Origin of the sequence: Cupriavidus sp. 30B13, from assembly GCF_049059565.2 — a bacterium.
GTDB lineage: Bacteria > Pseudomonadota > Gammaproteobacteria > Burkholderiales > Burkholderiaceae > Cupriavidus.
Genome location: NZ_CP188224.1, coordinates 746,558 through 768,132, shown reverse-complemented (window position 1 = coordinate 768,132; position 21,575 = coordinate 746,558). Strand labels below are relative to the sequence as shown.

General features: G+C 64.9%; 12 protein-coding genes. 7 read left to right on the top strand and 5 right to left on the bottom strand.

The features are described 5' to 3' along the window. Positions 1 to 349 precede the first annotated feature (349 nt). Entirely contained in the window at positions 350 to 508 is a 159-nt protein-coding gene (locus ACKI2N_RS22775; protein WP_420993018.1) for a hypothetical protein, read from the top strand. A 442-nt stretch (positions 509 to 950) separates the two neighbouring features. On the opposite strand, the gene ACKI2N_RS22770 is transcribed toward ACKI2N_RS22775, so the two are convergent. From ACKI2N_RS22770 to ACKI2N_RS22750, 5 genes are all read right to left on the bottom strand, one after another. Beyond that, the gene (locus ACKI2N_RS22770) at positions 951 to 2,429 is read right to left on the bottom strand and encodes a TolC family protein (RefSeq protein ID WP_420993017.1); all 1,479 of its coding nucleotides are present in this window, start codon (positions 2,427 to 2,429) and stop codon (positions 951 to 953) included. Further along, a complete protein-coding gene (locus tag ACKI2N_RS22765; protein WP_420993016.1) occupies positions 2,419 to 3,762 on the bottom strand; it encodes an HlyD family type I secretion periplasmic adaptor subunit in 1,344 nt (447 codons plus the stop codon). The genes ACKI2N_RS22770 and ACKI2N_RS22765 overlap by 11 nt, the downstream gene beginning before the upstream one ends. After that, entirely contained in the window at positions 3,759 to 5,912 is a 2,154-nt protein-coding gene (locus tag ACKI2N_RS22760; RefSeq protein WP_420993015.1) for a type I secretion system permease/ATPase, read from the bottom strand. The genes ACKI2N_RS22765 and ACKI2N_RS22760 overlap by 4 nt, the downstream gene beginning before the upstream one ends. Before the next feature lie 176 nt (positions 5,913 to 6,088). After that, on the bottom strand, positions 6,089 to 10,645 hold the full coding sequence (locus ACKI2N_RS22755; RefSeq protein WP_426990937.1) for a calcium-binding protein: 4,557 nt from the start codon (positions 10,643 to 10,645) through the stop codon (positions 6,089 to 6,091). Between the two features lie 49 nt (positions 10,646 to 10,694). Continuing rightward, entirely contained in the window at positions 10,695 to 11,627 is a 933-nt protein-coding gene (locus ACKI2N_RS22750; RefSeq protein ID WP_420993014.1) for a hypothetical protein, read from the bottom strand. 814 nt (positions 11,628 to 12,441) lie between these two features. Between ACKI2N_RS22750 and fdnG the strand changes: the two genes are divergently transcribed. The 6 genes from fdnG to selB all read left to right on the top strand — a co-directional run bounded on the left by fdnG (position 12,442) and on the right by selB (position 21,566). Further along, the gene (gene fdnG, locus ACKI2N_RS22745; RefSeq protein ID WP_420993013.1) at positions 12,442 to 15,510 is read left to right on the top strand and encodes a formate dehydrogenase-N subunit alpha; all 3,069 of its coding nucleotides are present in this window, start codon (positions 12,442 to 12,444) and stop codon (positions 15,508 to 15,510) included. A 38-nt stretch (positions 15,511 to 15,548) separates the two neighbouring features. Beyond that, complete coding sequence (fdxH, locus tag ACKI2N_RS22740; RefSeq protein ID WP_420993012.1) at positions 15,549 to 16,487, top strand: formate dehydrogenase subunit beta; 939 nt, start codon at positions 15,549 to 15,551, stop codon at positions 16,485 to 16,487. Further along, on the top strand, positions 16,474 to 17,115 hold the full coding sequence (locus ACKI2N_RS22735) for a formate dehydrogenase subunit gamma (protein WP_420993011.1): 642 nt from the start codon (positions 16,474 to 16,476) through the stop codon (positions 17,113 to 17,115). The genes fdxH and ACKI2N_RS22735 overlap by 14 nt, the downstream gene beginning before the upstream one ends. 79 nt (positions 17,116 to 17,194) lie before the next feature. Then, a complete protein-coding gene (gene fdhE / locus ACKI2N_RS22730; RefSeq protein ID WP_420993010.1) occupies positions 17,195 to 18,157 on the top strand; it encodes a formate dehydrogenase accessory protein FdhE in 963 nt (320 codons plus the stop codon). 26 nt (positions 18,158 to 18,183) lie between these two features. Beyond that, positions 18,184 to 19,614: an L-seryl-tRNA(Sec) selenium transferase gene (gene selA, locus ACKI2N_RS22725; protein WP_420993187.1), complete on the top strand. Its 1,431-nt coding sequence runs from the start codon at positions 18,184 to 18,186 to the stop codon at positions 19,612 to 19,614. Then, positions 19,611 to 21,566, top strand: a complete 1,956-nt coding sequence (gene selB, locus ACKI2N_RS22720; protein WP_426990936.1) for a selenocysteine-specific translation elongation factor — start codon at positions 19,611 to 19,613, stop codon at positions 21,564 to 21,566. Before selA ends, selB begins: the two co-directional genes overlap by 4 nt. Positions 21,567 to 21,575 lie beyond the last annotated feature (9 nt).

Here is a 21,575-nt window from a genome sequence, read left to right as displayed (position 1 = left end):
ACCGCCGGCCCACCCGCGCCGGCAGAAAGGCGCCCCGCCCACCGGGGGATAGGCGAGGCGCAAAACGCGGGCAAGTGGGTCAGACCTGCCCGCGACGTTCCGAGCCTAGCCGTGTCCGCGCGATCATAACGTGGGCTAGCGCACCGCGCGTTGCCACGGGCGAACGATTGGCGGAAGGCGCCGGTCCGCCCCCGTTTTATCGATCCACCCATAGGTTGGGTATCCCTTCAGACTGCCCGGCGGCTGACGTTATTGCGGGAGCGGCCGGGAGTGGCCTGCCGCATGCCCGGCGCCCGCGCCCGGGCACCATCGCGCCGGCAAGGCGCGCCCGAACCCCACGCAGAGCCAAATGCAATCCGACCTGACCCTTCTGGCGGCGCTGTGCTGCGCCTTCACCGCGGTGCTTTTTGCCGCGCTCCGCATTCGTTACCTGCGCAGGCGCTCGCGCGTCGACCTGTGCATTTCCCGGCTGGAGCAGCAACTGCGCGAGCGGCGGCTCAGCCGGTGACCGCCGTGGCGCCGCCTGACGCCACCTCTTGAGGCCAAAAAATCACATCTGCGCGGTAATCGCACAACGACGGCACGAGGCAAGCGCGCGCCAGCGCCGGAATAGAGCGGAAAAATGGCGGCTATTCTCAACACGATGTCTTATAGAGAATACGTATGATTTCCCGCGTGACAAGTCGCAGTACATAGATGAATAAGTTTGACAACTGGACCACCGGCCGGCTGGCCGCGTGGACGACTTGGTTGCCGGTCTTCGCAGCGTGATTCCATCGGGCCCATGCAGGACATAGAGCCAGCAGGGTTGGAACAACGGGGTGTGGATGTCGCGGGGTGTAAAAGGCCATTCTTCGGAATGGCTTTTTTTATGGTTGCCAGGGCGGTGGATTGGGGGACTTTCGGCAAGCGCCACAGGCGCCCATCGCGCATTCAACTGCGGCCACACGTCAATGCCGGATGTGGAGGTCCTTGAGACTGACCATCCCCGCGCTCGCCAGCAACCGAAGCCGCGCTGAGCGCCACTCCGATAGCGCCCGCACTCGCTCTTGCGCCGCATCCGCCCGTGCCATCTGGACACTCAGCATTTCCAGGATATCGACGATGCCCCGGTCATACTTGCGCTGAACGTTGTCCAACGCGTCTTGGGACGCATCGATCAGCCGCGCGGAGGCATCCAGATTCCTCAATGCCGCCACGGCATCCGCATGGGCCTTGACCACCTCACCCAGCACCCGGTTTCGGGTATCGCGCAGTTCCGCCTCTTTGACTTCGATCTGCGCCTGTGCGCCGCGCACCTTATAGGTTCGCCCAAAGCCTTCGAACAGCGAAAAATTCACGGTGATGCCGACGACGGATTCCTCCGTCTGCGTTGCCGACAAACCTTGGCTGGGCCGTCCATTCAGGTATCGGCTTTGCGTGAAGTCCAACGTGGGCAATCCCTCGGAACGCGTTACCGTCAGTCTCTCTTTGGCCGACGCCACCTGAGCGCTAGCGGCTACCAGGGATGGATGGTGCTCCTGCGCCAGTGCCAGCCAGTCTGACAAGTCTTGCCGCAAGGCATCTTCGGTGTCGAGGTAATCCTGGGCCAAAGTGAGGCGGTCCCGGGTCCCGAGCATTTCGGCCGGCAGGCCCAGGGCAACCCCCAATGCGGCCAGCGATCTCTCGTGGCCGCCGATGGCGCGACCGCTCTCCAATTCCGCCTTGGCCAGCGCCATCTTGGCCTGCAACGTATCGGACTGCGCGCCTGCGCCCCGTGCCTCGCGTTTCCTGGCCGTTTCCCATGTTTGTTGCGCCAGAGCCTTGCCCTTTTCCTTGGCTTCCCGGGTGGCCTTGGCCGTCTGCGCGTCGAAATACGCGCCGATCACGTTGGCGAGCATCTCCTGCAGCACCGCGTCGTGGCTGGCCAGCGCGGCGTCGAGCAGGGCGCTGGCCGAGCGGCGATTCGCTCCGCGTCCCCCGAAGTCAAGCAATCGCCAGGTAAGCGTGGCGTACTGCGTCCGGCTCTTGCGTTCCGCATCTGCCAGCACCCGGGAATCGGGATAGCGGGTCTTCTGCCTCAAATCACTCACGCCAACGGTGACGGTCGGCAGATACGCGGCCCGTGCCTCCCCCAGTTGAGCGGCCTGTACCTTGATGGCCGCCCACGCGCTTTGCACCCGCGGGTTGTGGCACAAGGCCAGATCCACCGCCTGCGACAACGTCAACGGCGCCGTGCTGTCATGGCCGCCTTCGCAAACATGGACCTGCGCATCTCCGGGCAGCAGTTGGCCGGCGTCGAGCCGGGGAGGCCGAGCCAGCAACGGATCGGCAAAAGGTGTTGTCGCCAGGTCCGCCCAATCCCGCGCATGGATGCCTCCCGTTACCGACATCGCGAATGCAAACATCGTCGCAGTCACGCTTCGCCGAATGAGCGCGCTACCGCTCATGCAGTGCCTCCCGCTGGTGCCGTATCAGGGGCGACAGTACATACTCGATCACACGCCGCGTACCCGTCTTGATCTCCACATTGACCGACATGCCAGCCGAAAGCGGCAAGGTCTTGCCGGCCACGAGAATGCCGCTGCGATCCAGCGCGATCCTGGCCGCATAGATCAGGCGCCGCTCGTCATCTTGAATGGCGTCGTGCGAAACATGCCTGACCTTGGCTGCAACGGTCCCGTACTTCGTGTAGTCGAAGGCATCGATCTTCACCTGCGCATCCTGGTCGACGTGCACAAAACCCACGTCCTTGTTTTCCAGGAACGCCTCTACCTCGATGACAGTTTCCCTGGGAACAATCTGCATCAGCGGCTGCGCGGCAGGCACCACGCCGCCGACCGTATGCACCGTCAGTTGCTGCACCGTGCCATCCACCGGCGCGGTCAGTCTCAACAGCTTGCTGTGCTCCCCCGCACGGCGCTTGTCTTGCGCTCCGGCGGACATGGTCCTGTTGGCCTCGGCCATGGCCTCGTGCGCTTCCTTGCGGATCTGGGCGATCAGCGCGGCGCGCTGGTTTCTCGCGTCAACCAACTGGCCTTCAAGGTCCAGCCGGGCTTGCTCCTTTTCCAGCCACGCATGGTGCGACACCGTGCGATCCGGCAGCAACGCCTTGAAGTCCTCGGCCCGCTGCGCGGCCAGCGGCAGCGCAGCCGCATAACGAGAGATTTCGCCATCGATCCGCCTGAGCCTGGCGTGAAAATCGCGATACTGGCCATCGAGCTGCAATCTGGCTGACTGCCATTGGGCGGCCGTTGCCCCCTCCACCTCATCCAGACGCGGCGCTCCGTGCCGATCCAGCGCACCAATCATGGCCAGAGAGCGCGCCACCTGCAACTTGGCCTGGACCACGGCATCTGCGGCCTTGTCACGTTCGGCATCGCTGCTGCTGGAGTCCAGCTCAATCAGCACATCGCCAGCGCGCACTTCCTGACCTTCGGTGACATACAACGTCCGCACACTGGCAACGTCCACGGAACCTATCGTCTTGGTGCGCGCCGACGGGATGATCTTGCCGGTGGCGTTCACAATGATGTCCACCTGCCCGAAGATCGACCAAAGCACGCCGAACGCCACCATCGCCATCAGTATCCGCCCGGTCCAGCGCAAAGTCGGAGACCCCGGCACTTCCTGCAACGACAGCCCCGCGGGCAAGAATTCCGCTTCCTGCTTGTTGAAGAAATCGGTCCGCATGGCGTGGCGCATACTCCAGCAATGCGCGAATACAGCGCCATAGCGCCGGACCAGATCACACCAGGCTTGCAGACGATGGCGCGCACTCATGACGATACCTGCGGCGATATTCCGGCTGTGCCGGGAGCAACACTGGCATGGGCATTCTGCAGGCCGTACAGGTGTCCGTAGATGCCCTGCGGAACGCGCAGCAGTTCCTCGTGACTGCCTACCTCCGCGATCTGCCCCCGCTCCATCACCACGATCCGGTTGGCATGGCGCACTGCGCTCAGCCGGTGCGCGATGATGAGCACGGTGCGTCCCGCGCAGATTCTCAGCATATTGTCCTGGATGATCTTCTCCGACTCGTAGTCCAGGGCACTGGTCGCCTCGTCGAAAATCAGGATGCGCGGGTCGGAAATCAAGGCGCGGGCAATGGCAATGCGCTGGCGTTGTCCACCGGACAAGCCCGTACCGTGTTCTCCAACCAGCGTGTCATACCCTTCGGGCAACTCACAGATAAACGCGTGCGCGCCCGCCAGTTTCGCCGCTTCGATGATGGACTCGATCGGCAGTGACGGGTCGGTTAGCGCGATATTGTCTCGGATCGAACGCGAAAACAGCATGTTCTCCTGCAACACCACGCCGACCTGCTGACGCAGCGACGCCGTATCGATGATGGCAATGTCCTGCCCGTCAACGGTTATCCGCCCGCGATCCGGCACATACAGGCGCTGGACCAGCTTGGTCAACGTGCTCTTGCCGGAACCAGAGCGACCCACGATGCCGATGACCTCGCCCGGTTCGATCTTCAGCGCGACAGAACGGATCACGTCCGCCGCGTCGGGCCGGTAGCGGAAAGAGACCTGATCGAACTCGATCGTTCCCGACACACGCGGGATGCGGGTCTTGTTGCCAGTCACTTCGGCGCGGGTATTCAGGATATCGCCCAGGCGGCTCATGGAAATGCCCACCTGCTGGAAATCGTTCCACAGTTGAGCAAGCCGCAGGATCGGGGAGGATACCTGGCCCGCCAGCATATTGAAGGCTACCAACTCGCCCACCGTCATCTTGTTGTCCACCACCAGCAAAGCGCCCAGCCACATGATGCCTGCCGTGACCAGCTTGCTTACCAGACTCACGCCGCCACTAGCCACCAGCGAGATGTTGGTGGTGGATAGCCCTGCGGACACGTAGGCCGCGAGGTGCTTGTCCCATCGCTGCTGCCAGCGCGGCTCCACGGCCATCGCCTTGACGGTATCCATGCCATTCAAGGTCTCCACCAGGAAAGACTGGCTTTCCGCGCTCTTGTTGAATTTGTCGTCGAGCCTGGCTCGCAGGATCGGCGTAAAGACAAGCGACAGGAGCAGGTATGCCGGAATGGAAGCAACCACGATCAGGGTGAGCATCGGGCTGTACCACACCATGACTCCCAGGAACACAAACGAAAAAACGATATCCAGCACCAGCGTCATGGCGTTGCCGGTCAGGAAGGAGCGGATGTTCTCCAGCTCCCGGATGCGGGCTACGGAGTCTCCCACCCGCCGAGCCTGGAAGTAGCTGATGGGCAAGCTCATGAGATGACCGAACAACCAGGTACCCAGCTCCACGTCGATCTTGCTGCTGGTGCTGGCGAACACCGCCGTGCGAATGCCTGTCAATACGGCGTCGAACAGGATGGCTGCGATCAAGCCGATGGCAATGACGTTGAGCGTCTTCATGGCGTGGTTCACCAGCACCTTGTCCATCACCACCTGGAAGAACATCGGTGTAATCAGGCCAACGATCTGCAATACCAGCGAGATCAGCAACACTTCGCCCAGGGCCTTGCGATGCTTGACCACCGCGGGGATGAACCATGTGAAATCGAACTTCGCCATCTCCCCCGCAAAGCTGGCCTTGCTGGTGAAGAAAATCAGTTCCCCAGTCCATTGCGCCACGAAGCTGTCCAGGCCAAGAATCTCGGGAGAGCGCCCGGGGCGCTGAATCAGTACGCGAGCCGGAGCTTGCGCGGCGTCCATCTTGCCCACCAGGAAATAGTCGCCCGCACGGTCGATGCCAATCGCGGGCAGTGGCGCGCGATCGAGGCGCGCGAGCTCCTGCCGCACCCGTCTGGACGTCAGCCCCAGCTTCCTGGCTGCCAGCAGGATCGTCTGCGTCGTGAATTTCTCGCGCCCATATTGGTGCTGCAATTGCACCGCATCGGCGGCTATGCCGTGGAGCCTGGCCATGAGCATCAGGCACTGCAATCCGGTATCCATGGCGGACTGTGCGCCGGAGTCGGTCGTGGAAGAAGCGCTTGTTCCCGTCACGGAAAGGTAGAAGGCGAAAAGATGTTCGTCATACGGCTCAGCAAGGCGAGCCGTCCGGATGCATGATGGCCGGGAGAGGCGGCTCTTCGCCGCCTCTCCCGGCAGGAGCCAGTGCCTCGGGCCGCCTAGTGCGTGACGGTCAACAACACCTGCCCGTTGCTGGCCTGTCCGCTGGTCCAGGAGGTCTGCGCAGCAGTGGGCGGGGCAAATGCGGCCATGGCCTGCACGAACTTCTCCACATCGGTGTTGTACATGGTCAGGCCATCGGCGGTCTTGATGCGCTCCACCTGGTTGTCGCGGCCCGAGGTACCCCCGACATACCAGTCCTTGACGGAAATCTGGTCCGCCGTTCCCATGACCTGGATCTGCAGGTCGTTGCCGACGTGCTTGAACCACAGATTGGTCTGCTTGACGTTTTCCAGGCGCAACACGTCGGCGTTGCCCTTCGTCGCATCGTTTTCCACGATGGTGTCCCGTCCGTCGCCTTTGGTGAATACATAGGTGTCGTTCCCCGCGCCGCCGATCAGCGTATCGTTGCCCTTGCCGCCCGTGAGAACGTTGTTGCCCCGGTTGCCGGTGATGACGTTGTCCAGTTCGTTGCCCGTGCCGTTGATGTTCTCTTCCCACAGCTTGATGGGATCGATGGTGTAAATGGTGTAGGCATTGGTCACATTGGCATCGGCTCGGAAATCGGCAATGGCAACGTAGCGGGTCATGTCGTTGACCTTGCCGCGGCCGGAGTCGGCAATGTAGAAACCGTTGATCGCTCCGGTGGCCTCATTGCAGGCCACGCCCGTCACGGTCACCACGTGGTTGACGCCACCGTTGTCCAGGTACGCGCTGTCCCCCCACAACTTGCCGGCGTTGACGCCGATGATCACGCCGCGCCCGCCTTTGATGAGGTTGGCAATGCCCTGTTCGTTGTAACCCGCGATGATGCCGTTACGGATACCGTAGTTGTCGAGCAAGGCTTGCTGCCCCACGTAATTGGAACCGCCACGCTGGTAGTCCGTCTTGGTGGCATCGGTGACGCACCATTTGTTGTCGATGGCCGTGCGCACCACGTCGGCTTCCGAGCGCGCCTGATTGGCCTGCGTGCTCAGGTTGGCAATGGCCGTCAGTGCGCAAGTGCCCTTGTAGCCCGCCACTGCGTCACCCTGCATGTAATCCAGCTCGAATGCCTTGGGGTAGCCATAGACCAGGATGGAAACCCCATCGGCCAAGCCGCGTTCCGCTTTGGAGAAATCCAGCAAGGTCAGGTTTTCCAGATTCGCGCCCAGCTTGTAGCTGATGCTGGCGTTCACGGTGTCCGTGCCCTCACCGGCCATTTCGGTGGCCTTGTCGCCGGCGTTGTCGACATAGTAGGTGTCGTTGCCCAGGCCGCCGATCATGGTGTCCGCGCCGGTGACACCGTCGAGAATGTTGTCGCGGCTATTGCCAATGATGCGGTTGTTCAGGCGATTGCCCGTGCCGTGGATGTCGTAGCCCTCGACCAGGCGCAATTCCTCGATGTTGGCGTTCAGGATGTCGTTGGCGCTGCTGACGACGGTGTCGTAACCCTCGTCGCGTTGCTCCAGGATCACGTCGTTGACGCTGTTGACGACATAAGTGTCATTGCCGAGACCACCCTCCATGTGGTCGGCACCAGCGCCGCCATCGAGATAGTCATTGCCCAGGCCACCGACCAGAGTGTCGTTGCCGGCGCCGCCATACAGGAAATCATTGTCGCTCTCGCCCGCAGACAGCGTCTGCTTGGCTTCATTGCTGCCGGTGAAACCATAGAGGATGTCGTCGCCGGCCCCGCCGTAAATGACATCATTGCCAGCCTGACCGAAAAGTCTGTCGTTTCCGGCCTCGCCGTACATCACGTCATTGCCGTCGCCACCCTGCATCTCGTCGTTGCCGGTCCCACCCCAAAGCTGGTCGCTGCCCAGGCCGCCGAGCATGAGGTCATCGCCCGCGCCGCCGTACATCACGTCATTGTCGGTCTCGCCGGTAGCCAGTGTCTGCTTGCTGTCGTTGCTCGCGGTAAAGCCCAGCATGATGTCGTTGCCGTCGCCGCCCCACATGCGGTCGTTGCCGACGCCGCCGAACATCTTGTCGGCGCCGGCACCGCCGTCCATGGTGTCGTTGCCCGCGTCGCCGCTGACTTCGTCGTCGGCGGCTGCGCCGAACAGGGTATCGTTGCCGTCGCCGCCGGCCACCAAGTCGTTGCCGGCGCCGCCGTCCATGTAGTCGTTGCCAAATCCGCCATACATCTGATCGGCGCCGTTGCCGCCGAACATGACGTCGTCGTCGGTTTCTCCAGTGCCCAGCGTCTGCTTGGCATCGTTGCTCGGCGTGAATCCCAGCATGACATCGTTGCCTTCGCCACCGTTCATGGTGTCGTTGCCCACGCCGCCGAAGAGCCTGTCGTCGCCGGTGCCACCGTCGAGCTGGTCGTCGCCCGCGCCGCCCTGTAGCTCGTCGCGCCCGTCGCCGCCGGCCAGGATGTCCTGTCCATCCCCACCGAACAAAACGTCGTTGCCTGCACCGCCGTTCAGGACGTCATTGCCCGCGCCGCCGTCGAGCTGATCGTCGCCCTCTTCGCCGTAAAGCTTGTCGTCGCCCGCATAGCCCAGCAGCGTGTCGTTGCCGGTGCCGCCCCACAGATTGTCGTTGCGAGCGCTGCCGCCCATCAGGTCGTTGCCGCCACCGGCATAGAAATTCTGCACAAGGCCAAGGTTGAAGAATTTCCCGTCGTATGCGGCGAAATAGCCAATGTCGAACGAATCGTTGCCGTCGGTGCCCACCATGTTCTGCTGGTTGCTGGACAGCTTGATCTGCGTGGGCAGCCAGTCGATCCACAGTGCGTTGTTGATCCGGAAGCGCTGATCCGTTGCCCGCAGCGTGGCGTAGTTGCTGGCAAGCGCCGCCGGCATGCCGGGTGCGACGCGCGAATTCAGCGGCGCGGACGCGGTACTTTGCGCCACGGTACGGGAATTGGCGTTGCCCGTGGTATGAAAGGCATAGTCGCTGCCGCGCAGGCTGCTCAGGCCCAGGCCAGCCAGTGCCGCGTTCAATGTCGCGAACTCGTTGGCAGCCGTCTCGGACTGGTTCAGAATGCCGTCTTCATTCAGGTCGCTCCAGGCATACAGGTCGTTCAACTCGGCACCGGTGAGCTTGCCGTCGCCATCGGCGTCCCTGGCCGTAAGCTCGGCGGCGGTCACGCTGGCACCGGCACTGGTCACGATGCGGAAGGTCCTCTTGGCAATGGATGCGGCGCTATCCCGGCCAGCGGACTTGCTCTCGTAAAATGCGCCGAAAGGTCCCAGATCCAGCGCATTGCAGACCTGCGGGCGGGTGACCGCGCTGTTCACATAGTAGTCAGTCGATGCACCGAACAGGCTTTGAAATGTGACCTTGTCGATGACGCCTTTGCCAAAACCCGCCCACACCGTATAGTCGGTCGCCAGCGCCGCGGCCATGTTGTCGAAAGCATAGGCAGGCGCGCTCCAGGTGATGCCGTCCGCAGAAGTCTGAGTCACCGTGAGGCCGCTGACATAGGCACCGCCGATACTGTTGACGGTGCGGCTGATCAGGCCCGAGGTGGGGTCATAGCGGAAATTGGAGCTTCCCCCGTTCACCAACGTACCAGCACCGCCGGAGGGATCGAAGCTTCCCACATAAGTGCCGCCCTGATAGACGTGCATCCTGCGATCGACCAGGAAAGAGACATTGCCGTTGGCGGCGATGTTGCCCTGAGATGTCGTGCCATTGGCGCTTTGCATCTGGTACGTGATCTGGCCAGTTCTCGTGTTTGTCGTGGTGACAAAGCTGAACCCCGCCATTGCACCACTGCTGATGGGACTGGTAGTAATCCTGTAGGAGGGCGCCGTACCATTTGGCGCCTTGACGGTGGCAACTGCGGTGACACCACCATTCGGAGCTTGCTGCAGGGAAAGTGAGCTCACCGAACTCACGAAGGCGTTGTCGAGATCCGGACTCACGGAGCCTGTCGCCGTCCTGCCAAATACCGCTTCCTTGAGTGCCCAGAGGGATCTCTTAACCTGTTCGATATTAGCAAGACCAGGGGTCTTATCGATCCAATCCTGCGCGGCACGAGCGATATTCGGATCATTTGAAAACGCTAACTGGCCGACACGGCTGGAAAGCATCGTACTGGCAATAATGCTGTCCGCCCCATCGCCGCCTGTGTCGCGCAGGGATTGCCAGATTTGTTCGAGGGCCGCATCCCCTTGCGCCTTGCGTATCAATGCCATCGGGGTTTCGAGCGTCCAATTGTCGATGCTCAGACCATTGGACTGGAACACTTGGGTGTGAAATGCTTTGGTTTCTTTGAAGTCAATATCTCGGCTTACGATACCACCCTCCCCCTTCGCGATACTAATCAAGGTCGTAACATAGCCGATAGCCATACCGACACGAATAGTTTCGATCTGTGCAGGCGAAAGCTTTCTACAAGCATCTATCCCGATACCCAATAGCGCTGTACTGGAAAGAAAATCTAAGGCCGACACACCCGTAACCGTATTCCCAGTCGCTACCCCCCTAGCCCAGCCCGCATAGTTGTAGCCTTGACCATAGAGCTCGCCATACACCTTTATGACTTCGGAAATTCCGCCGCTCCTAATGCGAGATTCGTAGCGATTTAACTGAACTAGTGACAGGGTCGCTGGCATGAACATTTCTCCTTATTTTCTACGAAAAACAACAACAGATATGGAGAGGTCACGGTGTACCCGGCTGCGCGACCCTCGAAACGGAACTCTTCAAGGCGACTTCGATCTCGAAGCTATGGATAAGATCGCTCACATTACGCTGAATTTTCTGCCATTGTGGCAACCAGTATCGTGGATACTGGATAGAAATCTTTGCATGCATGGACGGCTCAAGATTGATGTACTGATCACAAATCGTGCGCTTCATATTTGGCAAATTTCGGTTGGTGCATTCGATATATACATCGACCTTTCCATCCCTGCCGCGATGAACAAACAGATCTTTTGCATAATCGTCTTCGCGGTATGGCTTCCCAGTTGCCGGATCAATACCTGATGGCGCATACATCGTTAGCCCGTACTCTACCCTTGGCAGACCACCGTAATTTCTATAGGCTAGATTTGGATATCCATCTCGCTCGGCGTTAAATTCAAGCGTAGCATTGACTGTATTCTCCAGAAAATCCTTCCCTGGATATTTCCAACCGCTGCTTATACCAACGTCAATCCAAGGCGAAATTGAATCGTAGTAACCTTTCCAATAGGGATCGCTGTATTTCTCGAAATCACCCCACAACTCAGGACTGGAAAGCCCAGCCATGTCTGGAAAGCGCACCTTGAAGCCAAAGCTCGCCAGCCGGGATTGGTAGGTACGTAGCGGTATCGGTTCTTTGCGTTTTTCCCCAAAACCTGGATCGCCGTCGTACTCGACATAGTTGGCAAAATAATGTGGAATCCTCACTGACACGCCCCCCAGGTCACCAATCACGAAATCCGTCCGCGCATCACGCGCCGCGTTCATCTCGGGTGGAAACAAGGGGTTGCCTTGTCCTCGACTGAGCTGTCCCCACGCATACATCCACTTCAGACAGAGAAACCCCACAATCAACAGCAATCCAAACATAGCGAGAACTGTGAGTTTCCCTTTGGAGAAGGATTTCATGACGTCAGCTTTCCGGCAGTCTGTTTTTTTTGGGACTTACTATTGAATCTGGTGGCCTCTGGATTGGTGGCAATCGGCGGAACAGCGCACCCATGCACACGGAGACACAGTCCAATCACACACATCGACCTATCGTACTGGTCTCATTGCCTCGGATAAATCAGTCATTTCCCAATCTGACATCAGAAATCGACACCCAGAATTCGAAAAAACTTAATTCACCAATTCCGAAGGAATGATCCGCGTTCAGGAAATTTCTTGGAAATATTCATGGATCACAATTTATTACATTGCAGTCAACGCAGCGGACAGGGCGATCTCTTCACACTTGACCTGGACGATTTGTCCCATCCCGGCTAGGCCAGCAGATACATGGAGTACAGTCCGGCAGCGCGATATCGGAGCCTGCGCCCGGCATTGGACCGTTTATTCCACATCTCGAAGCGCTGCTCGGGGCAGACCAGGAGCGAGCCCCTTCTATTGGCTGCGGCGTGATCCTGAGATGTCGCGCCCTCCCCGCTGCGCAATTGACGTTTGGCCTGACCGCTTTTTGCACCAGAGCGGCCGGTTTCGTGTGGGAAGCAGTTACCCGCTCCACGAGAAAGTGCTTTATGGCGCTCTCCCACACAGTCTCGCCCCACACGATCCCGGCCGAGCCATACCCGGCGTGCCAGCAATGGCAGGCGGCCCGTCAGAAAAATCGATGATCCATCCCGGAATCGAGAAAGTGCGAATCGCGCTTGTGCATTTCGCTGCCTATACTGTGGGGACAAACACAAACCCCACCGTTGTCGCCATGCCCAGGAGGGTTTCCATGGTAACGATGAACAGGCGCCAGTTTCTGAAGATAACCGGCGCATCCCTGGCGGGCTCCAGCCTGGCCTTGATGGGATTCTCCCCCGGCCAGGCGCTGGCGGAAGTGCGTGCCTATAAGCTGGCCCGCGCCACCGAGACCCGCAACACCTGCCCGTACTGCTCCGTGGCCTGCGGCCTGCTGATGTACAGCCTGGGGGACGGCGCCAAGAACGCCACCGCCAGCGTGATCCACATCGAGGGCGACGCGGACCATCCGGTCAACCGCGGCACGCTGTGCCCCAAGGGGGCCGGCCTGATCGACTTCATCCACAGCCCCAGCCGGCTGAAATACCCGGAATACCGGGCGCCCGGCTCGGACAAGTGGGAGCGCCTGTCGTGGGACGACGCGCTGGACCGCATCGCCCGGCGCCTCAAGGAAGACCGCGACGCCAACTTCGTCGAAAAGACGGCCGACGGCAAGACGGTCAACCGCTGGCTGACCACCGGCATGCTGGCGGCCTCGGCCAGCAGCAACGAGGTGGGCTACCTCACGCAGAAGACGATCCGCAGCATGGGGATGCTGGGCTTCGACAACCAGGCGCGCGTCTGACACGGCCCGACGGTGGCAGGTCTTGCCCCGACGTTTGGCCGCGGTGCGATGACGAACCATTGGGTCGACATCAAGAACGCGGATGTGGTGCTGGTGATGGGCGGCAATGCGGCCGAGGCGCACCCGTGCGGCTTCAAATGGGTGACCGAGGCCAAGGCGCACAACAAGGCCCGGCTGATCGTGGTAGACCCGCGCTTCACGCGCTCGGCCTCGGTGGCCGACATGTACGTGCCGATCCGCACGGGCAGCGACATCGTCTTCCTGGGCGGCGTGATCAGCCACCTGCTGGCCAACGACAAGATCCAGCACGAGTACGTGAAGAACTACACGGACTTCACCTTCATCGTGCGGGAGGACTTCGCCTTCGACCAGGGCATCTTCTCCGGCTACGACGCCGGCAAGCGCAGCTACGACAAGACCACCTGGGACTACGAGCGCGGCGACGACGGCTTCGTCAGGACCGACCCGACGCTGGCGCACCCCCGCTGCGTCTATAACCTGCTCAAGCAGCACTACGCGCGCTATACGCCCGAGATGGTGGAGCGCGTGTGCGGCACGCCCCGGGACAAGTTCCTCGCGGTATGCGACATGCTGGCGTCCACCGCCACGCCGACGCGCTCCATGACCATCCTGTACGCGCTGGGCTGGACGCAGCACTCGATCGGCTCGCAGATCATCCGCACCGGCGCCATGGTGCAGCTGCTGCTGGGCAATATCGGCGTGGCCGGCGGCGGCATGAACGCGCTGCGCGGGCACTCCAACATCCAGGGGCTGACCGACCTGGGGCTGCTGTCGAACCAGTTGCCCGGCTACATGACCTTGCCGACCGACGCCGAGCAGGACTACGACAAGTACATCGCCGCGCGCGCGCTCAAGCCGCTGCGGCCCAACCAGCTCAGCTACTGGCAGAACTATCCCAAGTTCCATGTCAGCCTGATGAAGTCGTGGTGGGGCGACGCCGCCACCGCGGACAACCACTGGGCCTACGACTACCTGCCCAAGCTCGACAAGCTGTACGACCTGCTGCAGGTGGTCGAGCTGATGAACCAGGGCAAGGTCAACGGCTACATCGCGCAGGGCTTCAACCCGCTGGTGGCCGGCCCCAACAAGAACAAGCTCGCGGCCGGGCTGGCCAAGCTCAAGTTCCTGATCGTGATGGACCCGCTGGCGACCGAGACCTCCGAGTTCTGGCGCCACGCCGGCGAGATGAACGACGTCGACCCGGCCAAGATCCAGACCGAGGTGTTCCGCCTGCCCACCACCTGCTTCGCCGAGGAAAACGGCGCGCTGGTCAATTCCGGGCGCTGGCTGCAGTGGCACTGGAAAGGCGCCGAGCCCCCGGGCGAGGCGCGCAGCGACCTGGAGATCATGGCCGGGCTGTTCCTGCGCATGCGCAAGCTGTACCAGACCGACGGCGGCAAGTTCCCCGACCCGATCCTCAACCTGACCTGGCCTTATGCCGACCCGTACAGCCCCAACCCGGAAGAGCTGGCCCGGGAATACTCCGGCCGCGCCGTCACCGAGCTGAAGGATCCCAAGGACCCCACCAAGGTGACGCGGCGCGCGGGCGAGCAGCTGGCCGGCTTCGCCGAGCTGCGCGACGACGGCAGCACCGCCAGCGGCTGCTGGATCTTCTGCGGCGCCTGGACCGCCGCCGGCAACCAGATGGCGCGGCGCGACAACTCGGACCCCACCGGCATCGGCCAGACCCTGAACTGGGCCTGGGCATGGCCGGCCAACCGCCGCGTGCTGTACAACCGCGCCTCGTGCGATCCGGCCGGCAAGCCGTTCAACCCGGCGCGCAAGCTGATCGGCTGGAACGGCACCAGCTGGGGCGGCGCCGACGTGGCGGACTTCAAGGCGGACGAAGATCCGGCCGGCGGCATGGGCCCGTTCATCATGAACCCGGAGGGCGTGGCGCGCTTCTTCGCCCGCGCCGGCATGGCCGAGGGGCCGTTCCCGGAACACTACGAGCCGTTCGAGACGCCGCTGGGCTACAACCCGCTCAACGACAAGCAGCCGCAGGCCACCAGCAACCCGGCCGCGCGCGTGTTCAAGGACGACCTCGCCGCGATGGGCAAGGTGGCGCAGTTCCCGCACGTCGCCACCACCTACCGGCTCACCGAGCATTTCCACGGCTGGACCAAGCACGCGCGCATCAACGCCATCCTGCAGCCGGAGCAGTTCGTGGAGATCGGCGAAGCGCTGGCCAAGGAAATCGGCATCGTCGCCGGCGACCACGTCAAGGTGTCGTCCAACCGCGGCTTCATCAAGGCGGTGGCGGTGGTGACCAAGCGGCTCAAGGCGCTGCAGGTGGACGGCAAGACGCTGCACACGGTCGGCATCCCCATCCACTGGGGCTTCACCGGGCTGGCGCGGCCGGGCTTCATCACCAACACGCTGACTCCGTCGGTCGGCGACGGCAATACGCAGACGCCGGAATTCAAGTCCTTCCTGGTGAAGGTCGAGAAGGCTTAGGGAAGCACGGGAAAGGCACAGGGACACAGGGGAACGCCATGGCATTGCAGTCTCTCGATATCCTCCGGCGCTCGGCCACCACCACGCCGTCGACGCAGGTGCGCATGCCGGTGACCGGCACCGTCGCCAAGCTGATCGACACCACCAAGTGCATCGGCTGCAAGGCCTGCCAGGCGGCCTGCATGGAGTGGAACGACCTGCGCGACGAAATCGGCCACAACGTGGGCGTCTACGACAACCCGGCCGACCTCAGCGACCATTCGTGGACCGTGATGCGCTTTGCCGAATACGAAAATCCCAACGGCAACCTCGAATGGCTGATCCGCAAGGACGGCTGCATGCACTGCGAGGATCCCGGCTGCCTGAAGGCCTGCCCTTCGCCGGGCGCCATCGTGCAGTACACCAACGGCATCGTCGACTTCCAGGAAGAGAACTGCATCGGCTGCGGCTACTGCATCACCGGCTGCCCGTTCAATATCCCGCGCATCTCGCAGAAGGACCGCAAGGCCTACAAGTGCACCTTGTGCTCGGACCGCGTCGGGGTGGGGCAGGAACCGGCCTGCGTGAAGACCTGCCCGACCGGCGCCATCGTCTTCGGCACCAAGGAAGACATGAAGCAGCATGCCGCCGAGCGCATCGTCGACCTGAAATCGCGCGGCTTCGACAAGGCCGGCCTGTACGACCCCGCCGGCGTGGGCGGCACGCATGTGATGTACGTGCTGCACCATGCCGACCAGCCCTCGCTCTACCATGGCCTGCCCGACGCGCCGCGCATCAGCCCGCTGGTGGGCCTGTGGAAAGGCCTGGCCAAGCCGCTCGCGGTGGCCGGCATCGCGATGACGGCGCTGGCCGGCTTCTTCCACTACATCCGCGTCGGCCCCAACGAGACCACCGAGGAAGACGAGGAAGCCGCGCGCGCGGAGCTGGCCCGCGAAAGCCGCGCGGCCGGCGAGGAGGGACGCCATGAAACCCGCTGACAGGCCCGGCCTGATCCTGCGCTACACGCCCGGGGAGCGCACCAACCACTGGATCGTCGCCATCAGCTTCATCCTGCTGGCGCTGTCCGGGCTGGCACTGTTCCACCCGTCGATGTTCTGGCTGAGCAACGTGCTCGGCGGCGGCACCTGGACGCGCATCCTGCACCCGTTCCTGGGCGTGCTGATGTTCGTCTCCTTCCTGCTGCTGGCCCTGCGTTTCTGGCGCCACAACCTGCTCGACGCCAGCGACGGCGTGTGGCTGCGCCGCATCGGCGACGTGCTCACCAACAACGAAGAAGCGCTGCCCGAGGTCGGGCGCTACAACGCCGGCCAGAAGCTGCTGTTCTTCGTGATGGTGCTGTGCATGCTGTTGCTGCTGCTCTCGGGCATCGTGATCTGGCGCGTCTACTTCACCGCGTACTTCCCCATCACGGTCGTCCGCCTGTCGTCGGTGGTGCACGCCATTTGCGCCTTCGTGCTGATTTGCGGCATCATTGTCCACATCTATGCGGCGTTGTGGATCAAAGGCTCGGTTGCAGCCATGACGCGCGGCACGGTGACCTACGGATGGGCCTGGAAACACCATCGCGCGTGGTTCCGGGAAATCTTCAGGCAGGGCAACAAGTAACGCCGGACGGAGGCTGCCGCCCGCACCGCCGGCGCCTCCGGCGTCCTCCGGGACGCGGTTCCATGAACCCGGGACAGCCATGGTGCAGCGCATCCTCCAGCCCCACGAAATCGAATCGCTCGACCACGTCGCGCTGGCGCGCCTGCGCCTGCCGCCGCGCGCGGGCACCTTCGCCGCGCGCGCGCAGCGCCTGCGCCAGCTCGCGGCCGGCAATCCGCTCGGCCCCTACCTCGCCCTGATGGCCATCGTGGCCGACGCCCAGGAAGCGGCCGCCGGCATCGCGGCCGTGCCGCCGCCGGACGCGCAGGCCATCGTGCTGGCGCGCGAGCACCGCATGCCGCCGCTGGCCGCGGCGGGCGGCCAGGGGCAGGGCACGTGGCATGCCGCGCTGGCGGCGCTGCTGGCGGCGCTGCAGGTGGCGCCCGGCCTGCCGGCAGCCGCCACGGCGGCGCTGGAACGGCTGGCGGCGCTGCCGCCCCATGCCCTGGACGCGCAGGCGCAGGCCCTGCTGGGCGGCCGCGACGACGAGGCCGACCTCGCCATCGCGCCGTTCCTGATGGCCGCGCTGCAGGTCGGCTGGACCGGCCAGGCCAGCCAGCTCGCCGAGGCCGACGTGCCGGCGCTCGACGTGCACACCGTGTGCCCGGTGTGCGGCACGCTGCCGGTGGCCAGCATCGTGCGCATCGGCGGGCGCTACCAGGGCCTGCGCTACCTGCAGTGCGCGCTGTGCGCCACCGAATGGCACATGGTGCGCATCAAGTGCAGCCATTGCGAGTCCACCGCGGGCATCTCCTACCATGTCGCCGAAAACGAGACGCAGCGGCGCGAGACCGGTGAAAAGAGCGATGGCCTGCACGCCGTCAAGGCCGAGTCCTGCGAACACTGTCATACCTACCGCAAGGTCTGCTACATGGAGAAGGACATGGCGGTCGAGCCGGTCGCCGACGACCTCGCCACGCTGGCGCTGGACGTGCTGATGGGCGAAGCCGGCTACGCGCGCGCCAGCGGCAACCCCTTGCTGTGGCAGGGAGCGCAATCTTGAGCGCGCTGGACGACCGCACGCCCGCCATGCCCGCCATGCCCGCCCTCGCCGGGCCGGCGGACATCCCCTCGGTCGACCGCCTGCTGGGCGGCCCCGAACTGCAGCCGCTGCTGGCCAGCCATGGCCGCACCCGGGTCACCGCCACGCTGCGCGGCCTGCTCGACGGCTGCCGCGCGCAGGCGGTGGCCGGCCGGCTCGCGGCCGCCGCGGTGGCGCCCCAGGCCCTGGCCGACGCCACGCGCGCGGCGCTGGAGCGCGCCGACGCGCCGCGCCTGCGCGCGGTGTTCAACCTCACCGGCACCGTGCTGCATACCAACCTCGGGCGCGCCCTGCTGCCCGACAGCGCGGTGCAGGCGGTGGCGCGGGCGCTGACCGCGCCCGCCAACCTGGAGTTCGACCTGGCCAGCGGCGCGCGCGGCGACCGCGACGACCTCATCGAAGACCTGCTGTGCGAGCTGACCGGCGCCGAGGCCGCGACCGTGGTCAACAACAACGCCGCGGCCGTGCTGCTGATGCTCAACGCGCTGGCGCAGCGGCGCGAGGTGGTGGTCTCGCGCGGCGAGCTGGTGGAGATCGGCGGCGCCTTCCGCATCCCGGACATCATGCAGCGCGCCGGCGCGCGGCTGGTCGAGGTGGGCACCACCAACCGCACCCACCCGCACGACTACGCGGATGCCATCGGCCCGCGCACGGCGCTGTTGATGAAGGTCCATTGCAGCAACTACCAGGTGACCGGCTTCACGCGCAGCGTGGAGGTGGCCGAGGTGGCGGCGCTGGCCGCGCCGCACGGCCTGCCGGTGGTGGTGGACCTCGGCAGCGGCACGCTGGTGGACCTGACCCGCTGGGGCCTGCCGCCCGAGACCACGGTGCGCGAGACCATCGAGGCCGGCGCCAGCCTGGTGACGTTCAGCGGCGACAAGCTGCTCGGCGGGCCGCAGGCCGGGCTGATCGTCGGGCGCGCCGACCTGATCCGCAAGATCAAGAAGAACCCGCTCAAGCGCGCGCTGCGCGTGGGCAAGCTGACGCTGGCCGCGCTCGAGCCCGTGCTGCGGCTCTACCGCACGCCGGAGCTGCTGGCCGACAGCCTGCCCACGCTGCGCCTGCTCACGCGCGCGGCGCCGGACCTGCACGCGCAGGCGCTGCGCCTGTGCCCGCTGCTGCAGCCGGCGCTGGGCGACGCCTACCTCGTCGCCGACGCGCCGATGTTCAGCCAGGTCGGCAGCGGCGCGCAGCCAGGCAGCCAGTTGCCCAGCCATGGCCTGGCGATCACGGTGGCCGCGGGCGGGCGCCGCGCCGGCGCCGGGCGCCGGCTGCAACAGCTCGAAGCCGCGCTGCGCGCGCTGCCCCGCCCCGTCGTCGGCCGCATCGCCGACCAGACCCTGTGGCTGGACCTGCGCTGCCTGGAAGAAGCCGACGAAGCCGCCTTCGCCGCCCAGTGGCAGGCGCTGCGCCCATGATCGTCGGCACCGCCGGGCACATCGACCACGGCAAGACCACCCTGGTGCGCGCGCTGACCGGCGTCGACACCGACCGCCTCAAGGAAGAAAAGGAGCGCGGCATCTCCATCGCGCTCGGCTACGCCTACACGCCGCTGCCCAACGGCGACGTGCTCGGCTATATCGACGTGCCCGGCCACGAACGGCTGATCCACACCATGGCCGCCGGCGCCAGCGGCATCGACCTGGCGCTGCTGGTGGTCGCCGCCGACGACGGCGTCATGCCGCAGACGCGCGAGCACGCCGCCATCATCGAGCGGCTGGGCATCGCGCGCGCCGCGGTGGCGCTGACCAAGGCCGACCGCGCCGGCCCGGCGCGCCTGGCGGCCGTGCGCGGCGAGATCGCGGCGCTGCTGGCCGGCACGCCGTTCGCCGGCGCGCCGGTGTTCGCGCTCGACGCCACCCGCGCCGGCGTGGCGGCGCTGCGCGCCTGGCTGCACGAGACCGCCCAGCAGGTGCCGCCGCGCAGCGCGGACGGCCTGTTCCGGCTGGCGGTGGACCGCGTGTTCACGCTGCCCGGGCACGGCACGGTGGTCACCGGCACCGTGCTCGGCGGCCAGGTCCGCGTCGGCGACACGATGCAGGTCGCGCCGTCCGGCAAGCCGGTGCGCGTGCGCAGCATCCACGCCCAGCAGCGCCCCGCCGACACCGGCCTCGCCGGGCAGCGCTGCGCGCTGAACCTGGCCGGCATCGACAAGGACGCGGTCGGCCGCGGCGACTGGGTGGCCGATCCCGCGCTGGTGGCGCCCTCGGTCCGCCTCGACGTCGCACTCACCCTGCTGCCGCACGCGGACCTGCGCCTGACGCACTGGACCCCGCTGCACGTCCACCTCGGCACCACGCACCAGCTGGCCAATGCCGTGCTGCTCGACGCCGAAGCGCTGGAGCCCGGCGGCACCGCGCTGGCCCAGCTGGTGTTCGCCACGCCGGTCTGCGCGCTGCCCGGCGACCGCTTCATCGTGCGCAACGCGCAGGCAAGCCTGACCGTGGGCGGCGGCCGCGTGCTCGACCCGTTCGCGCCCGAGCGCCGCCGCCGCACCGCGCGGCGGCTGGCATGGCTGCAAGCGTTGCGGGAGATGACCGACGGCGCCGGGCTGGCGCCGCTGCTGGCGCAGGCCGCCCACGGCATCGCCACCGCGCGCCTGGCCTGCCTGACCGGCAGCGGCCCGGCCGGCTGGCGGCTGCCGGCCGACGCGCTGACCGTGCCGGCGGCGGGCCATGCCGATGCCTGCGTCATCCTCGCCACGCACTGGCAGGCGCTGCAGCGCACCGTGCTCGACACCATGGCGGCATTTCATGCGCGCATGCCCGACGAACCCGGCCTCGACGCCGGCGCCCTGCGCCGCGCGGCCCTCGCCGGCGCGCCGGCGCTGCCCGACGCGGCCTGGGCGGCGCTGCTCGACACGCTGGTCGAACAGGGAGCGCTGCGCCGCAGCGGCGCGTGGCTGCAGCTGCCATCGCACGCCATCGCGCTGTCCGCGGAAGACCTCGCCCTGGCGCAGCGCATCGAGCCGATGCTGGCCGCCGGCGGCTACGACCCGCCCTGGGTGCGCGAACTCGGCACGGCCCTCGGCGTGCCGGAGGACCGGATGCGCCAGCTATTGCGCAGGATGGCGCGCCAGGGCACCCTGCACCAGGTCGTGCCCGACCTGTTCTACGCCGACGGGCGGGTGCGCGAACTGGCCACGCTGATCGCCACGCTGATCGGCCGGCACGGCAGCGCCGACGCGGTGCGCTTTCGCGACGCCACCGCGCTGGGCCGCAAGCGCGCCATCCAGATTCTGGAGTTCTTCGACCGCGTCGGATACACTCGGCGCGTCGGCAATGGCCGCGTGCTGCGGCCCGGCAATGCATGGCAGGCCGCCCGCGCCGATGCGGCCGAAGGCGGAAGCCCGCCGCCGCGGGATTCCTAGCTTGCGGCC

What these genes read in the sequence shown, in the direction of transcription:
- ACKI2N_RS22770 (WP_420993017.1), bottom strand. Translation starts at nt 2,429, where the DNA reads ATGAGCGGTAGCGCGCTCATTCGGCGAAGCGTGACTGCGACGATGTTT.
- ACKI2N_RS22750 (WP_420993014.1), bottom strand. Translation starts at nt 11,627, where the DNA reads ATGAAATCCTTCTCCAAAGGGAAACTCACAGTTCTCGCTATGTTTGGA.
- selA (WP_420993187.1), top strand. Translation starts at nt 18,184, where the DNA reads ATGCCCGCCATGCCCGCCCTCGCCGGGCCGGCGGACATCCCCTCGGTC.
- fdhE (WP_420993010.1), top strand. Translation starts at nt 17,195, where the DNA reads ATGGTGCAGCGCATCCTCCAGCCCCACGAAATCGAATCGCTCGACCAC.
- ACKI2N_RS22735 (WP_420993011.1), top strand. Translation starts at nt 16,474, where the DNA reads ATGAAACCCGCTGACAGGCCCGGCCTGATCCTGCGCTACACGCCCGGG.
- ACKI2N_RS22755 (WP_426990937.1), bottom strand. Translation starts at nt 10,645, where the DNA reads ATGCCAGCGACCCTGTCACTAGTTCAGTTAAATCGCTACGAATCTCGC.
- ACKI2N_RS22765 (WP_420993016.1), bottom strand. Translation starts at nt 3,762, where the DNA reads ATGAGTGCGCGCCATCGTCTGCAAGCCTGGTGTGATCTGGTCCGGCGC.
- fdxH (WP_420993012.1), top strand. Translation starts at nt 15,549, where the DNA reads ATGGCATTGCAGTCTCTCGATATCCTCCGGCGCTCGGCCACCACCACG.
- ACKI2N_RS22760 (WP_420993015.1), bottom strand. Translation starts at nt 5,912, where the DNA reads ATGGATACCGGATTGCAGTGCCTGATGCTCATGGCCAGGCTCCACGGC.
- selB (WP_426990936.1), top strand. Translation starts at nt 19,611, where the DNA reads ATGATCGTCGGCACCGCCGGGCACATCGACCACGGCAAGACCACCCTG.
- ACKI2N_RS22775 (WP_420993018.1), top strand. Translation starts at nt 350, where the DNA reads ATGCAATCCGACCTGACCCTTCTGGCGGCGCTGTGCTGCGCCTTCACC.